The sequence below is a fragment of the Bacteroides sp. MSK.18.37 genome (assembly GCF_019129155.2).
Lineage (GTDB): Bacteria > Bacteroidota > Bacteroidia > Bacteroidales > Bacteroidaceae > Bacteroides > Bacteroides ovatus.
This window is the reverse complement of record NZ_JAHOIB020000001.1, coordinates 4472982-4488907: the sequence shown is the minus strand read 5'-3', so window position 1 is coordinate 4488907 and position 15926 is coordinate 4472982. Positions and strand designations below refer to the sequence as shown.

The 15926-nt window shown below is 42.9% G+C and carries 8 protein-coding genes; all 8 read right to left on the bottom strand.

Going from position 1 to position 15926, the window contains the following annotated elements; translation table 11 throughout:
- Positions 1 to 6 precede the first annotated feature (6 nt).
- The gene (locus tag KSX81_RS17185) at positions 7 to 1863 is read right to left on the bottom strand and encodes a fimbrillin family protein (protein ID WP_004320964.1); all 1857 of its coding nucleotides are present in this window, start codon (positions 1861 to 1863) and stop codon (positions 7 to 9) included.
- 55 nt (positions 1864 to 1918) lie between these two features.
- Positions 1919 to 3571, bottom strand: a complete 1653-nt coding sequence (locus KSX81_RS17180; protein WP_004301527.1) for a DUF5123 domain-containing protein — start codon at positions 3569 to 3571, stop codon at positions 1919 to 1921.
- A 20-nt stretch (positions 3572 to 3591) separates the two neighbouring features.
- Complete coding sequence (locus tag KSX81_RS17175; protein WP_004301526.1) at positions 3592 to 5493, bottom strand: RagB/SusD family nutrient uptake outer membrane protein; 1902 nt, start codon at positions 5491 to 5493, stop codon at positions 3592 to 3594.
- A 25-nt stretch (positions 5494 to 5518) separates the two neighbouring features.
- A complete protein-coding gene (locus tag KSX81_RS17170; RefSeq protein WP_217725786.1) occupies positions 5519 to 8731 on the bottom strand; it encodes a SusC/RagA family TonB-linked outer membrane protein in 3213 nt (1070 codons plus the stop codon).
- A 44-nt stretch (positions 8732 to 8775) separates the two neighbouring features.
- Entirely contained in the window at positions 8776 to 11163 is a 2388-nt protein-coding gene (locus tag KSX81_RS17165; protein WP_004301524.1) for a BACON domain-containing protein, read from the bottom strand.
- Between the two features lie 34 nt (positions 11164 to 11197).
- A complete protein-coding gene (locus tag KSX81_RS17160; protein ID WP_004301523.1) occupies positions 11198 to 13003 on the bottom strand; it encodes a DUF5123 domain-containing protein in 1806 nt (601 codons plus the stop codon).
- 12 nt (positions 13004 to 13015) lie between these two features.
- The gene (locus KSX81_RS17155) at positions 13016 to 13900 is read right to left on the bottom strand and encodes a hypothetical protein (protein WP_004320966.1); all 885 of its coding nucleotides are present in this window, start codon (positions 13898 to 13900) and stop codon (positions 13016 to 13018) included.
- 395 nt (positions 13901 to 14295) lie between these two features.
- Positions 14296 to 15825, bottom strand: a complete 1530-nt coding sequence (locus KSX81_RS17150) for a pectate lyase (RefSeq protein ID WP_004320967.1) — start codon at positions 15823 to 15825, stop codon at positions 14296 to 14298.
- Positions 15826 to 15926 lie beyond the last annotated feature (101 nt).

Sequence of the window (15926 nt, the reverse complement as noted above, 5' to 3'; positions counted from 1 at the left end):
CAATGGTTATTTTACATTCTTATACCAACGCGGGTCACCTACTTGAGCATCAATTCTCAGTTTGAAGTTGCCGTTTCCTGCATCTTCAAACAGTTCGGTAACTGTTTTGGACGTATCTATCCAGGCATTAGGAAAAGTATTGGTATCAATTGCTTTTCCATGTACATTCAATACAGGCATCTGTCCGGCTTCGGTAGCTGCCGCTGCATAGTTACCGGAGAATTCCCGTACATCCATTTTATAGCCTATGTTAGGGTTACTTGTAACGAAGCAGGCCGAAATATTATTCTTATAATAGAGATTACCATTCGCATATCGGCTTTCAAATGGAGTCTTTGCCATATCTGCCAATGTGCAATTTTCGACAGTGATAACTACACTATTGGCATCTTTCACGTAAATAACGCGTTCTGTCATTTTATAAAGTGTAGAGTTAGTGATAGTGATTGCTTTAGAACCATAATAGTTGAAGACATTTTGCATATTGGCAAACAGACAATCATCGATCACTACAGCAGAAAGTAAGTTTTGTGCCCCGTTATCTCCGGTTGACCAGTCACAAACAGTCTTCATGTTACTAAAGTTACACTTCTTGAAATCTACCACAGCATCAGTAGCGAGTTGGGCAGTTTCATTGTTAGTCAGCAGAGCGGTTGAGTTATCACCTGTAATATCCAAGTTATTCAATGCTATCTTTTGAAGACTGGTATATTGTATCTGTTTCAGATTCATCTTCACTTGTTTTTCTGTATCACCAATCAGTAACAACTCTGTTACAGCTTCGGGCACTACCATTGCATCGCTAAAGGTATAACCTTCTGCATTGGCAGCAAATACTAACGCAACTTTACCGGAAGCACCGGACAATATTGTCGACAGGTTTGTTTCTGCATTAATCGCTTTTTGAGCATAATCAGCAGGAATTGCTTCATTCTCTGAAACTTTATCACCGTCGCCATCCTCGCTGCCACCATCACCCCAAGGTGTGTTGCTGCCGGAACCACCGCCTATTTCTCCGCTAGTCTCTTTTCCTACATTGATATTGAAGGTATACTCATAGCCTGCAACAAACTTATCTATCTTGCTGCCTTCAGGCACTGTGTACTGATACTTACCACCGTCTGCCATGATAGTGAGCGACATTTTATTTATCAACTCTTCAGCAGGCAACATGATACCAATAAAAGATTTATCTCCTGTTTTCTGCAGGGAAATAGACTTCTGCGTATCCATGTTAGTCAATTTCCCGTCTATCAGGCTGAAAGTAGCTGTGGTATTCATCCCCCCTACCGTTATACTTGTCACATTCGACACGTTTTCATTCGTAATCTTAACACGTAGAAGCACTAACTTATGATGGAAAGTGAATGCCAATCCACCTGCCAACAATGATTCCGTTGACTGGTTGGCAGCCTTTGCCCACATTAAATCGTGGGCAGAGATACCGTCAGACTGATCGCTTACATCTACTTTATAAAGTGCTGCTGTGGCATCAATAACATCTGCAGATGTAGTATGCGGATAATAGGCTACGAAATTCGTAGGCATATCATAGATTGCTATTCCGGGATCGGACGAGAAGTTCGCCGTAAGCCCCTCGCCAATCGTCGTATATTTCACGTTAAGGGCATCGTTCAACACATTCTTATCTTCCGTATCGAACATATATATACCAATAGCATCACCGTTCTCCCATTCACTGGTTTCGCTATTCAATCGTGTAGTGAAACGGTCGTTGCCCGAACTGATAGTGCGAAGCATTCTTTGACCATCGCCATCAGTAAGAGAATTTTCATTAACTTCACTACAAGCTACTGCCAACGTTCCGGCAACCGCTAAGAAAAATAAATGTTTCAGATTCATAATATTATATTTTAATTTATTCTTAATCATGTAAGTTCATATTCTCAATTTAAATTTAAGGCAACCAACGAGTATCACCGGCACGGTTGCTTACAATCGGAGAAGAGGTATCCTTAATCGTCAAGTCTCCATTAGCCGGATCGGCAAACAGTTCGGCTGCCGTAATTTTCAAATCGGTCGCATTCATATTCTTACCTCCCAATGTATAGTCTGCGGTGGTATAGTTATTAGAGAATGTAGTAGTAGTGTTAGCACCGATAGCAAACAAGTCACCGCAAGGGGATGCCAACAAGATACCTTCCATTACCAATTTAGAACCTACGGCAGATTCAATGTTAATCAGACGTTGATTACGGCTGTAGTTGTAAATAGTTACATTCTTATATTCCAGGTCGATAGGTTTATCCATATAAGGAGCATAGAAAAGGTTACCCCAGCCATAACCATTGGTTCCATCATTGTCGTTGCTAAATGTACAGTTGCGGAAGATTGCACGGTCTACCTGGTCATAAGAAACTCCGTTATCTTTGTCGAAAGACTGAAGATTAAATGCACCATAAGCACTTGTTTGCCATCCACAACCTTCGAAACGGCATCCTTCCATTTCCAGATTCATAATGTACTTGGCATTAGCGGACTGATGGCGCCAGAAACCTCGGCGAAGACTTATGAAATCGCAATTTACAAAGCTGACATTCTCTATTGTGTATGCCTTGCTGGTATTCATAAAGTAGTTATTGTTTGCTTCATGACGGAATTCAATATTATCAAACTCCAGACTGGAGAGGTAAGAACCCTCTGCAATACTCCAACTACCTTCCAAAACAACAATAGGTTTAACTCCATCACGACTACCGGCCAAACGGAAGCCTTTCATCAAAGCGAACGGAGTGACGCGGTAAGAAGAACCTGCAGGCAAATAGTATTCTGTACCTTCGGGCACTTCAGGATCGACATCGTTGTTCAGCAACATCGCAGATAAATCGTCATCCAAGCCTACCGGTATGGACATAGCCGACGGGCCTGCCGTACGGAACGTTACCTGATTATAAGGTTTGTCATATTTACGCGGTTTACTGGTATCATACAGGTTGACAGCATACAGTGTATTCTTCGTTAAACCATCCACCTCGGCAAATCCCTGCATCATTTCTTCAATGGTCAGATAGCGGCTAATACCAGGCAGTGTCGTATTCATCATAGGGATAATGCTTATACTATCCACCGGATTCTGTTTATTGTCTTTCTTCCAGCGAATGATAGCCGATGATTCCGTAATTTCGGTTTTGGAAACATCTTCCACCAGTTGGGCATATTCCGGACGAGCTTCAGTAGAGGCACTGGTGTATTTCCATTGCGAGTTGTTGGTAGCGTTGGCAGCATTACTGCGTACACGAATATAGAAAGTAGTTCCGTAAGGAATATCATCGATAAACACATAAGGATCAGTGGTTTCTATCTCCATAAACAAGCTGGTATAATATTGATCCTGATGTAGTTGTACCGTATAAGAGATAGCATCGTTCACTTTATACCATACCAATGTCACAGAGTTTGCTTTCACCTCCGGTTTCTCCAATACAAACCGGGGCTGGAACAGGTCGTCCACTTTCGTATATTTATCATCTGCCTCGCAGCCTATGAACAGGGTGCCGCAAAGGAGTGCGGGCAGCATAGCCGTTGCAAGTTTTCGTAATAACTTTATCATAACGTTTGTCTTTTTACTGATTAGTATCCATAATAGTTCCGAATCAATCCGCGATGGTCTGTTATAACCTTTGCAGGATAAGGACACAGGTATCTCACAGGATCGGTAGGTTTCACTAATTGATCGTTGTTCTTGTTGATAAATCCACGGAAACTCCATGAAATAGCATCCAACGTTTCATAAAGCTGTGTTTCTTTGTTCAACACTCTCCATCCCAACGCATACTCCAATACTGTGTAACCGGCAGGGCGACCTACACCGGGACCATATTCGTCAATACCTACAATGTCTAATACCTTTCTATCAGAATGTTCAGGGTCCGTCACTTGCTTGTAATAGATATTAGACGGTACTTTCTCAATGCCTGGTACGTAAGCTCCGTTAGCTACCAATCCCCAATTAGTCATCTCGTTATAAAGATTGTAGATAACTTCACCATATTTATTCCAACGCGCAAGATCGTATTTACGAATACCTTCACCACCAAACTCCCATTTACGCTCATCCATGACTGCCTGGAAGAAATCTGCTTCATTAGTCAGGCTCTCTACATAACTTTCTACTTTATCCGTCCATTGAGCCGCATCGAAAGCACGGCGGCGAACACGCTTCAGTGCTTCTTTGGCATCGTCACGCGGTCCGTAAAGTTCATTGACTGCTTCAGCATACATCAGCAAAACATCTGCAAAACGCATACGTACACTGTTGATACCTGTATTAGAACCACTGGAAGCACCCAGCGGAGACTGCATATAGAGTTTGGACCATTTACCAACACCCATACCAGTCACTCCCATATCAATCTCCTGATTCAGGTCTTTATCATATTTATAAGGTACACAAGTCATATCACGACGCAAATCATCCTTATCAAACGAATAAACATACGTACCGCAGAAAGTTACATAGTTGCGGGCGCTGCCATAAGAGTGCTTACCTTCTGCAATAGTAACACCGATATTATAGCCATAACGACTGGTGACACTTTTCAGCATCGGAACAGCGAACATGACATCATCGTTGTTGGCAGTCTTCCAGTTACATTCATTTACCCACAAGTTTTCAAAACTTTGAGTCAAGTCGTGTTTGCTTTCTTTGATTACCTTCCCCAGATAAGTGATGGCAATCTCATAATAATGTTCAAAGTTATCACCTCGTTCCATGTAACCTACGTGAGTCACATCTTCTTTGTCGGCACGAAGAGTCCAACCACCCCGATAGAGAGCCAACTGTCCGATAAGCGACTGGCAATATTCGCGTGAAGCACGTTCTACGCCATAATCCAAATCGACTGCATATTTCATCATCGGTTCTACAGCTATCAAGTCATCAATCAGATATTCCAGAATGACATTGCGGTCGGTAGTACCCAGGCTGAAGAAGTCATCGGTCGCTTCCGTTGGTTTGATAATAAACACTACATCTCCCCATGTACGGATCAAGTCCAGATAGAGCATGGCACGAAGAGTTTTCACTTCTCCATACATCTGTTGTGTTTCGGAAGGAGTATCACCTGTTACTTTATCGGAAAACAATGGTGACTCCTGCACAGCCTGCAAAAAGTCGTTGGCATAATTGATAGCATAATAGATATTGTTCCAAGTAGCGTTCAATACCGACCAGGTGGGACGGGAATCAAAGCAGCCTATATCCGAGCCATTGGTACTGACAGTGTTGTTCTTGAACGAACTCATTTCCACATCGGTATTCGTATTCAAACCGCTGGCAAGGTTACTTCCGTACAATCCGTCTTCCGTCATGGAAGAGTAGATACGGGTCATCAACGCTTTCATCTCCGATTCGCTGGAAAATATGTACTCGGGAGTAAAGCCGGAGGCGGGCTGCACATCAAGAAAATCATCGCAAGACGTCAAAGTGAACATAGTTCCGGCAATGAGTGAGTATATTAGTTTCTTATTCATTGTTCTTTCATTTTATAGATTTCAATTAAAAAGTCAACTGTGCACCAAATGTATAGGTACGGCTACGCGGATAACGGTTATAATCAATGTTCGGTGTCAAACCGGTAGCGATGTTCACCTCCGGATCATAACCACTATATCCGGTAAGGGTAAACAGATTATTGCCCGATACATAGAAACGCACTTTACTCAAACCGACTTTCTTCGTCCACACACTTGGTAAGGTGTAACCGAGGGTAGCTGAATTAAGACGCAGGAATGAACCGTCTTCCACGGCATACGACATACAGATGGGGCGTCCGATGGAAGTGGGATTCCACATGGTAGCATTCTTATTGAATTCTGCCAGTACTTCCGGACTGTAACGGATCTCATTACCCATGTCGTCGAAGTTACGCCAGCGTTTATCTGAAGCGATGTCCATCAGGAAGTTGTTCTCTTTATTGTCCGCCCAAGTGGTCAGCATAATTTTGTTGGCATTCAGTACATCAAAATCATACATAAAGTTGAAGAACATACTCATATCAAATCCTTTATAAGTAGCATTCAGACCAAAACCTCCCGAGAATTTCGGAGTAGTGTTGCCAATAACAGTACGGTCGGCTTCTGTCAGCTGATAAGGATTGGTGCTGTTGGGATCTACCGGAGTGAGTTTCTTGAACTTGGCATTACCGGGACGCGGAGTGTCGGACAATGGGCTTGAATCTACCACTCCTTCTTTCAGTTTCCATGTTCTGGATTTGGAGTCGAAAGATTCAAAATCGGCTACGGTATAGAATCCATCATTGACATAACCGTAAATCAAACCACTGGTACCACCCACATAGGCACGATAATCATCAGAGTTCACGACGTCATTTCTCCAGGCCGAAGTGAGAATCCATTCTTTTTCACCACTTGCCAGTTTATCAATCTTGTTTTTATTATGACCGATATTGAATGTGGCGTTCAGTGAGAAGTCTTTCGTTTCTATCAGCCAGGCATTCAGTTGAAGTTCTATACCCCGATTGGATGTCTGTCCCACATTGGTCATCAGTTTAGTGTAGCCTGTGTAACCTGGAATATCCGAAGGCACCAGCAAATCTTTGACTGTATTCCAGTACACATCAATCGTACCGCTAAGGCGTTCTTTAAAGAAACCGAAGTCAATACCAATGTTACGTGTGATGGTGGTTTCCCATTTCACATCAGGATTGTACACATATTTAGAGTTATAGAAGTTATAGTAATAGTGGCTGACTTCTCCCCATCCGGCAGGACGGGAACTGCTTACCCCATACAATTTCTGATAAAGGTCGGCATCGATACGGTCGTTACCGGAAGAACCGTAGCTTAATCTCAACTTTAAGTTGGATACGACCTGATTATCTTTCAAAAAGTCTTCGTTAGAGATACGCCATGCCAACGCTCCTGCCGGGAAGAATCCCCAACGGTTACCTTTGGCAAACTTGGAAGAACCATCGGCACGCAGCGTTACCGTAGCGAGGTATTTATCATTATAGCCATAGTTGATACGGCCAAAGAATGAAGAAATACGAGAGGGAGAGGCCGCTGACGAGGAGTTCTCATAAGGAGTACCCAGCGACAAATTATCAAAGACCTTTTCTGCCGTGATATTTTCCGGAAAAAAACGAGTAGAGTAAGTTTTGGTAGTAGTCTGGTTATGCTTGATTTCCTGTCCCAACATCAGACGGATATCATGTGCTTCTTTTAGCATAAAGTTGTAGTTCCACACGTTGGTAAGCTGCCACTTGGTACCTTGTTTCATGCTCCATTCCGCCACCGGCTGGTTATTGTTGCTACGAGCTTTACTGGTCTCCATACCCCAGAAACGGCGTTGTTCTTCAGAGTTATTCTCGAAACCAAATTCACTACGGAAAGTCATACCCTTCATAATATCCCAGGTCACGGCTCCCATCGTATTGAGCGACTTGTTGATTCTCTTTTTATAATTTCTTTTCGATTCTTCTTTGGGATCAAAAAGAGTTTCCTCTTCCAGTTGATCGGGATCGAAATACGTATCGTCTTCGGGAAGTTTCATATATTCATCCAGACCCTTAGTCGGTTTTTCACGCAAAGCAGTCAACAAACTAACGCCTTCCGTACCGGATCCATCTACTTCCTTATGCAACAAACGCGTGCGGTATTCCAACGTCAGGAATTTAAAAGGTTTGAAGTTGAAAGAAGCGTTCATATTGTTTTGTTTCAGTCCGTTGCCTACCATCACACTCGGTTGGTCCTGATGGATAAAGGATAGTTTATATTTGACTTTCTCCGTACCACCATTCACACTAAGGTCTACATATTTGGCCACCGGATTGGAACCGAACACCTCGTCCTGCCAGTCAGTTCCGGCATTTCCCTGATAGATGTAGTGTTCGTAAGCATGTCCATACTTATTATTAAAAGCTGTAGGATTAGAGCTTTTCTGACGCGCATTTTCATATTGCATCAATACAAATTCGTAAGGGTCCATCACATCCAGTTTGTTGGAAAGTTCTTTGGTCTGCACATAAGTGTTCAGGCTAATGACAACCCGTCCTTCAACAGGACGTTTGGTTGTCACCAAGATTACACCGTTGGCACCACGCGCACCATAGATAGCTGTGGAAGCCGCATCTTTCAAGACCTCGATAGATTCAATATCGGTAGGTGGAACATCGTTCAGACTGCTTACTTCAAATCCGTCCAATATGATAAGCGGACTGTTATCTTGTGTAATAGAACCGCCACCACGTACCAAAATCTTAATTTCAGCATCCGGCGAACCGTCTACAGCTGTCACCTGCACACCCGGCAGTTTACCGACGATGGCTTCAGCAGCAGAAGTGGTCTGTACTTTCTCCAATATCTTGCCGGATACGCTGGCGATAGAACCGGTAAGATTACCTCTTTTCTGCGTACCATAGCCGATTACGACTACGTCGTCCAACATTCCAACAGCTTCTTTCATGTGGATATTAATGTTCGAGGTACGTCCTTTCAACGGTTCTTTTGCTTCTTCCATACCTACATAGCGAACTATCAACACGGCCTTGGCTACATTGGGCACACTGGTCAATGTAAATTTACCATCCAAATCGGTCGTTGCACCTATTGAAGTGCCTTGCACCGTTACTGTGGCACCAATTACCGGCCCCATATCGTCGGTCACCATACCGGTCACGGTAGCAGTCTGTGCCATAGCACCCACTGCTACCCACAGCAGGATAAATATGCTTATGATTATTTTATTCATCATTCTATGCTTTTATTGTAAATAGATTTATTTGCTCCACACCTTTATTTCTTTTCCATTACTATTCCGCCTTGGTTCTGATAATAGATAATGTGCTGAACCAAGTTGTGGAAATAAACTTCGATGTTCGGATAGCGTCCGTTAGGATCAACCGACGAACTGATTTTTTGTGCATCACTCGGATCGTTAGGATTCAACCCGTAAGCTTCTTCCCAAATATCAGGAATTCCATCACCATCCGTATCAGGCCAGGGATTCAACGACTTCACCTTAATGTAACCTTCAGTATCTGATACTGTATCAATGATACCGGGTTGCTTGGCTTTGCCGTCTTCTTCAGGTTTGGAACCGATATAGGTGTAAGTACCATTCTTTACTTCACGAACGATACGCTGATCTATCACATCTCTACGCAAAGAAGCTCCGGCATATTCCAATACTTTATCGTAAGCTTGTTCAGCCGTGTGACTGGTCAGTTTGCTGAAAGGTTGGTAATCTGCCATCTTCATAGCTTGCTTTTCTGCTTCAGGAACCGTACCCAGTGAAGAATCGAATTGTCCCCAAACACCCTCTGTCCAGTTATCAGCCGTGACACCTGTGTTACCTAACACATAATTGCCATTGATATAAGCTCTGGCAGTAGGATCACTTGACAGGATACGGTAAGAACGGTTGTTTGTTCCGGTAGCTGGCCCCGGTTTATAATAGCAGTTGGTCAGGTTGAAAGCAGCATACTTTCCGCCATAACTGCCTTGTCCTCTTCCACTCCAGTTGTAGTAGACATTATTCCTCACATCGAAATATCCGGTAAAGTCATAAGATTCTTGTGTACCGGGAGCAGACAAATCGGAGATACGCGGGCAGCGGCTACCGTGGTGTGCTAACAGTATGTGGTGGAAAGAAGCATTATCTCCACTAAACATAGCACCATAACCATGAGCACCCTTGGCATGGTTAGACAGGTTCATACTTTCAGAAGCGATACACCATTGTGCCGTGAAGTTCTGTACGCCATAGAAAGTCAGTGTTTCATCCACACTCCATCCGGCTGTAATATGGTCGATAATGGCATCTTTGAAATAGCGTCCGCCAATCGCATCTTCTCCATAATCGGCAAACTGATCGCCCGGACGGCAACGCAAGAAACGAACAATAGCATTCAGACTGCCACCTGCACCAATAGCTGGATCTTTCGACAGGTTAAAGGTGAAGTTGTAATTCTTCAATGTGATACCGTCGCCCGGTGCGGTCTGACCAATGATACTCAAATTAGGATATTCATTCAGATACAGCCCTCTTTTCAGTTCGATGATACCGGATACATCAAAAATAATGGTGCGTGGTTGGTTGGATTTCTCAATTCCATAGCGTAAACTGCCCTCAATAGGGGTTTCGTTTTTGTTATAATCTGCCAGCGTGGTCACACGATAGATTTCGCCGCCACGACCACCGGTAGTAAAACGACCGCCACCTTCGGCACCCGGGAAAGCGAGTATAGAAGTAGAATGATCGTCACCGATGCTTGTATCGGGTTTACCATATTGGAAGATGGTAATTACTTTATCCAACATCTCTACCGTTGCTGTACGTGGAAAGACTGTTTCATTATTTTCGATATTCAATACGACTTCATTGGCAGTAGAGTTTTTCTTATCCTGCGTAATCCAACTCTCGGATATTACAGCATCGTAATCTACCGGGTTTTCTCCTTGCGGAGCCGAGATAACCAGTTTAGGACATTTATAAGGAATGATATACTCATCCTGTTCTATCGTCACCTCACCGCTTACACCGTCTTGTGTCACTTTCAGGACACGCTGCAATGTATAATCTCCTACGGATTTGAATATCAGGACGGCTGTTCTGGTTTTGTTTGCATTTGCATCTACGGCAAATGTTACTTCATCCGTCACAAAACTGCGGGTTCTGGGAGTTGCTTCCTTCAACTTGATCCAGTCGTACTCTGCTGCTATCTCCAGTTCCCATTCCACATTTGCCACTACTTTGCAGGTGAATGTACCTCCCCGGAATGACAAAGGGTCTGATGAATAATCAAACAAAATATCGGGATCGGCCCCCAGTTGCTCTACGCTAATCTCTTGTTCCAATGTCGAGCCTGCACCCGACATTGATACTTTTACTGTTCCGGTGCGCTTGGGACCGTCTGTATTCTCGGTAAAAAACAAACGGAGATCACCATTCCCCTCTCCGGAGCTTTTTGATATAGTCAACCAGTCGCCTGTCGAGGTCACTTCGGCAGTCCATGTAGAGGTAGCCGTTACGTTGATTGTAAACGAACCGTCTACGTTACTCAACTTCACCTCATTCTTCGACACTTCCAGTTTGGCAGCTGTTGCACCCGCATTAGATTCGTCGTCCGAACTACATGCGCTCAACAATCCTACCAATAATATGAATAGAAAATATCTCATGTTTTATATCTTTATATTGTTAATACTCTATTGATTATTTAATCCAATGCGGATCACCAATTCCATTTGTATATACTTCGGAGTTTTTATCAGTAATAGTGAAATCTCTACCAGCCACATCTTTGAAGAGTGTTTCCATAGGGAGAGCTGTTTCTACCGGTATTTCAGCAGTATCAACTCCCCAGTTAGCCACTACAAAGCCATTGGTGCGATAGTTATTCTCGAAAGTCTTGCTTGTGACGTTTCTTGTAGTGAACCAAGTTCCCTGTCCGACTTCACAAACACCACTAAAGAGATTATTACGGACAACTAAGTGGAATGAAGAGGTATTCTTCGGATTTAAGTCGAAGAAGGTCATTGCAGCAGGAGCCATACTCACAAATGTACAATTCTCTATTGTCACATTCAATTCGCCTGTCATACTGCCCAAACCGGTTATCAAAGCTCTTGTCAGATTGTTGGCATGGAACGTAGAGTTCTTGAACACAAAGTTGTGTACCGGCGCGTCCTGCTTGGTAGAAAGACCGAACAGGCCACTTCCACCGGAATTCAAACCTAAGAAACGACAATTCTCAATCACAATATGATCGGCAATCTGTTTCTGTGCAGCATCTACTTCCTGATACCACATTGTACGTACCAAATCGCTGATTTCACAGTTCTTCCAAGAGATAGTAGATACATGGAAAGCTTGGTTTTTAAACTTAAAGAAATCGGAAGTTGTCACCTTTATTTTCAGATTCTCGAAGTGGAAGGCTTCAATAATGGCATCAGGACAGTTGATACTCATGTTGCCCATTTCCATAAATGCCAATTCTTCACCATCACCCGGTGCCTGTCCCATGATGTAGAGAGCTTTCGGTATTTCGGTCTGTGTACCTAATTTATAGGTAGCACCTGCTTTCAGGAAAAGTTTCACCTCATTTACAGAAGCATCCGCCAGCATTGATTTACAGATTGATTCAAGGTTCTCTTCCGGACTTACATATCTGTATCCGTCAGGAATTCTCATCGGAGCTTCCGGATTGATATCTTCTTCGTTCCATCCTTCCGAAGCAATTGTTACAGTGTAATCTTGTATGATCGGTTCATCTACGTTGTTCAGTGCAAACGCCACTTGTACCGTATCATCAGGCAAGATGGGGAATGTGCCATCGATAGCTTTAGATTGGACTACCGTATTATTCTTATCCAGATAGTCGATACGCACAGATACTGTTCCGCCTTCGCTTTGCGTTTGAAACAATACAAAGTCATCGGTGTAGTTCACTCCACCGGTTGTTGTCTCTTTCTCGCGTTGCACATCTGTCGGAGCTTTTACAAAAGTAGCATCCGATAGTTTATATCCTGATATTGGTGAAGAAACGACTGCGCGTAATTTCGAGTAGCTTTTATCCGATTTACGATCGGTAGACTTCAGACGAAGCACACCTGTACGATTGTACATACGCACACTAAGCGGTTCGTCGAACGGGGATTTATACGCCACCGGTGCCGAAATGGCATATTTTGTTTTAGCCGTCGGATCCTGATGTATCACAATATCATTCAGATTCTTCGGACTGGGAATAGAATCGGATTGTGTGGTAGAAATAATGTTATAACTCCCATTGGGCAACTGAAAGCGATAAAGCGACGAATAGTTGGCTACATACTCACCATCGGCTGTATAGATAAACAGGGGTTTGTTAGAGGCACCTGTGTTCACCGCCCACGGTTCGTCATCCAGAAACAGTTGTATCTCTTTTACTACCGAAGTGGCATATCGTTCTTCTTCCGAACAAGCTGTTATTCCCAACAGGAGCATTATTCCCGTCAGTGAATAGAATATATTTCTCATATAACTCCTGTTTTAAAATTCTGAAACTTCTATTGTAAACGGTTGAGTGGATGTACTCTTATACATGACTGTGCGTACCGAAAGCCACGGCTCGTCCAAGTAATTCTCATCCGTAATTTTCATATGTACGGTAGAACGCTTGGAAGACTCAAAGCCTATACCGGTATCAAGAGGGCTGATGATGCGATTCACCTCCTCGCCTCCTTTCAGATATACCACATCTATAGATGTTCTGGAATCTCCATTCACTGTGGGAAATGAATAAACCGAAGCTCCAAAGCCGGTAGAAAGATTAGTGGAGATGGTCACATTTTCTGTAATACATTCTTTACTCTTTACTTTATAGCCTATTGCCACATTTGTAAAAGTGACATTCAACTGGTCAAAACGAGTGATAGCACTCAATTCCTCCTCCGTCTCTTTCGGCTGGAACACTGCTTGCCCGACTAAACGTTTCAATTCTACGTTGAGCGAACTGACCGAGTTATCTGAAGTAAAGCCTACGACATCCGAAATATAAACCGGCTTTTGAATATGAGCATCCTGATAAACTACAACTTTGGAAAGACTATCTGTATCCACCAGATGATCGGCATTTGCCACGATGAAGGTTTGCAGATTTTCTCCTAAAGGAAGGTCGACTTTTAAATCTCCATTATTTAAAGGGAGATTTTTTCCATATACCATGGAATCTTGCAGGTAGACATAAACACCGACCTCTGTAATTCCATGTTCAGCAAAAGTTTCAAGACTAGCCCTACTGAAAGAAACGCCAACCGGTTGGGTTTCGGGCACATTGGGAAGTTGTTCATTCGGTTTCCATTCATCATCCATTTGCTGTGAACAAGAACAGCAAAGCAGAAATGACAGAAGAAATAAACTTGCTAGATGTTTCATAAATATTAGTTTATATATAATTTAAAGATATACAATTATTAAAAGAATAAAAATTCTATGCCCTTTTTCTTTAAAAGGCGGATTCAAGCCTAAGGAGGATTGGCTATTATAAGTGCTGGCTTCATGTTTCTCATTTGTTTAGATTTTCATTGTACATTAATGATGTTTTTCGCTAGAGTGATTTTTTTGTTCTTTCACCAGTGCAAAATTGAGGATTAAGCAAGAGAAGATAGAGTAAGATTTAGTAGAAAAGGAGTAAAAAACGGACTGGGGTAAAAAAGTGCCCCTCTGGTATAGCCATGCACAAAAAAGATATGCCCTTCAAATGTTATCATAAAACACCTGAAGGGCATATCATCTAAATTCTCCGCATTGAACGGGGAATTGCTGATTACCTATTTGTTCTGTGCATCGACTATATGTTGCACCAAACTATTCAAATATACCTCAAGATTCGTATATTGTCCATTCGGATCTTTCGTTTTTGTATTTCCATCTACGGGATTATTCGGATCAAGTCCGTTTTTTATTTCCCACTCATCAGGTATGCCATCACCGTCCGAATCTACCGGTGCCGAAAGACCTGCTATTGATAATTCCGGCCAGGGAGAATCGCCTGTGTCTTTGGGGCTATTGATAAATCCGGGTTTATTTCCTTCTCCGGTGAAAGTTGCCGTTCCTTTCCGGGTGTCGGAAATGATACGTTTGTCTACTTCATCACGATAATTACAGCAACCTGCATAGTTCATCACCTGTTCATAAGCCTTGTCAGCCGAATAAGTAGTGATTACTCCAAAATCAAGAGGTTCTTTCAGACGGATAGATTCTTTGGCATCTTCTGTCCAGAGGAAATCTACTTTTTCATCATTCTTCAACTGGGCATAGACTCCGTCCGTCCAGTTATCGGCAGTAACTTTGTTGTTACCTTCTATCTTATTTCCATCAATATAGAAAGTTCCCCATTTCTGCAGGTAAGGTTGAAAAGCCAAGTTCTTTTTGGGTTCTCCATCAACGTAAACATAAGCTTGCGGATAAACTCCGACTTTGGCAATACGATATTGCACCTGTTTGGAAGCCTGTTTTGTTGCCGGTCCCGGTTTATAATAGTTATTGACGATATTGACATGCTGATCTTCCCCGCCATAGCAACCGTTTCCAGCCCAGTTGTAGAAAACATTATTCCGGATATCAACACATTCGCCAAGAGCTAATGTAGAAGGACGAGGGCCCAGACGAGGCACGCGACTCTCACAGTGAGCGATCAGGTTATGGTGATAAGAAGCTTTATGTCCTCCCCAATTGCCTCCATATCCATGTGCCCCTTTTACATGAGTCGCTTTTCTTAATGCTTCAGAGCCAATACACCATTGTACCGTAGAGTTTTCCATACCATAAACGGAAAGACATTCATCTACACTCCAACTGACAGAGCAATGGTCTACCATAATATCTTTCTTATCACAGCCGCCCAACCCATCGGGTTCTTTCCCACTGGCTTCTCCGGGGCGGAAACGAAGAAAACGGATAATTACATTATTAGAATTAATAGAAAAGCCATAATCAGCCAGACAGATTCCTCCGGGAGAAGTCTGTCCTGCAATGGTGAGATGATCTTTCCCTGTTCGTAATTCCGATTTCAGATGAATCGTACCTGCCACATCAAAGACAATCGTTTTAGGTCCATTTTGTTTCAAAGCCCAACGTAAAGTCCCCTGCGAACCATCGTCTTCCAAAGAAGTCACATGATACACTTTACCACCACGGCCGCCTGTCGTGTATCTACCGTGTCCTTCAGCTCCGGGAAAAGAGATCACTCGATCTTCCCGGCCGCCTGTCTCCTGTTTTTCGGGTATGTCATAGGAAAAGGACATCATTCCTCCCGCAACCATTGCCAGCAGACAAACATAAACTAATTTTCTTTTCATTTCCTTATTCACATTATTAGATGATGGAAACAAAAGTAGTGGAAGCTTTTCATTCTGACATTCATTTTTTGACCGATATAGGGGAAAAATCAGTTTTTATG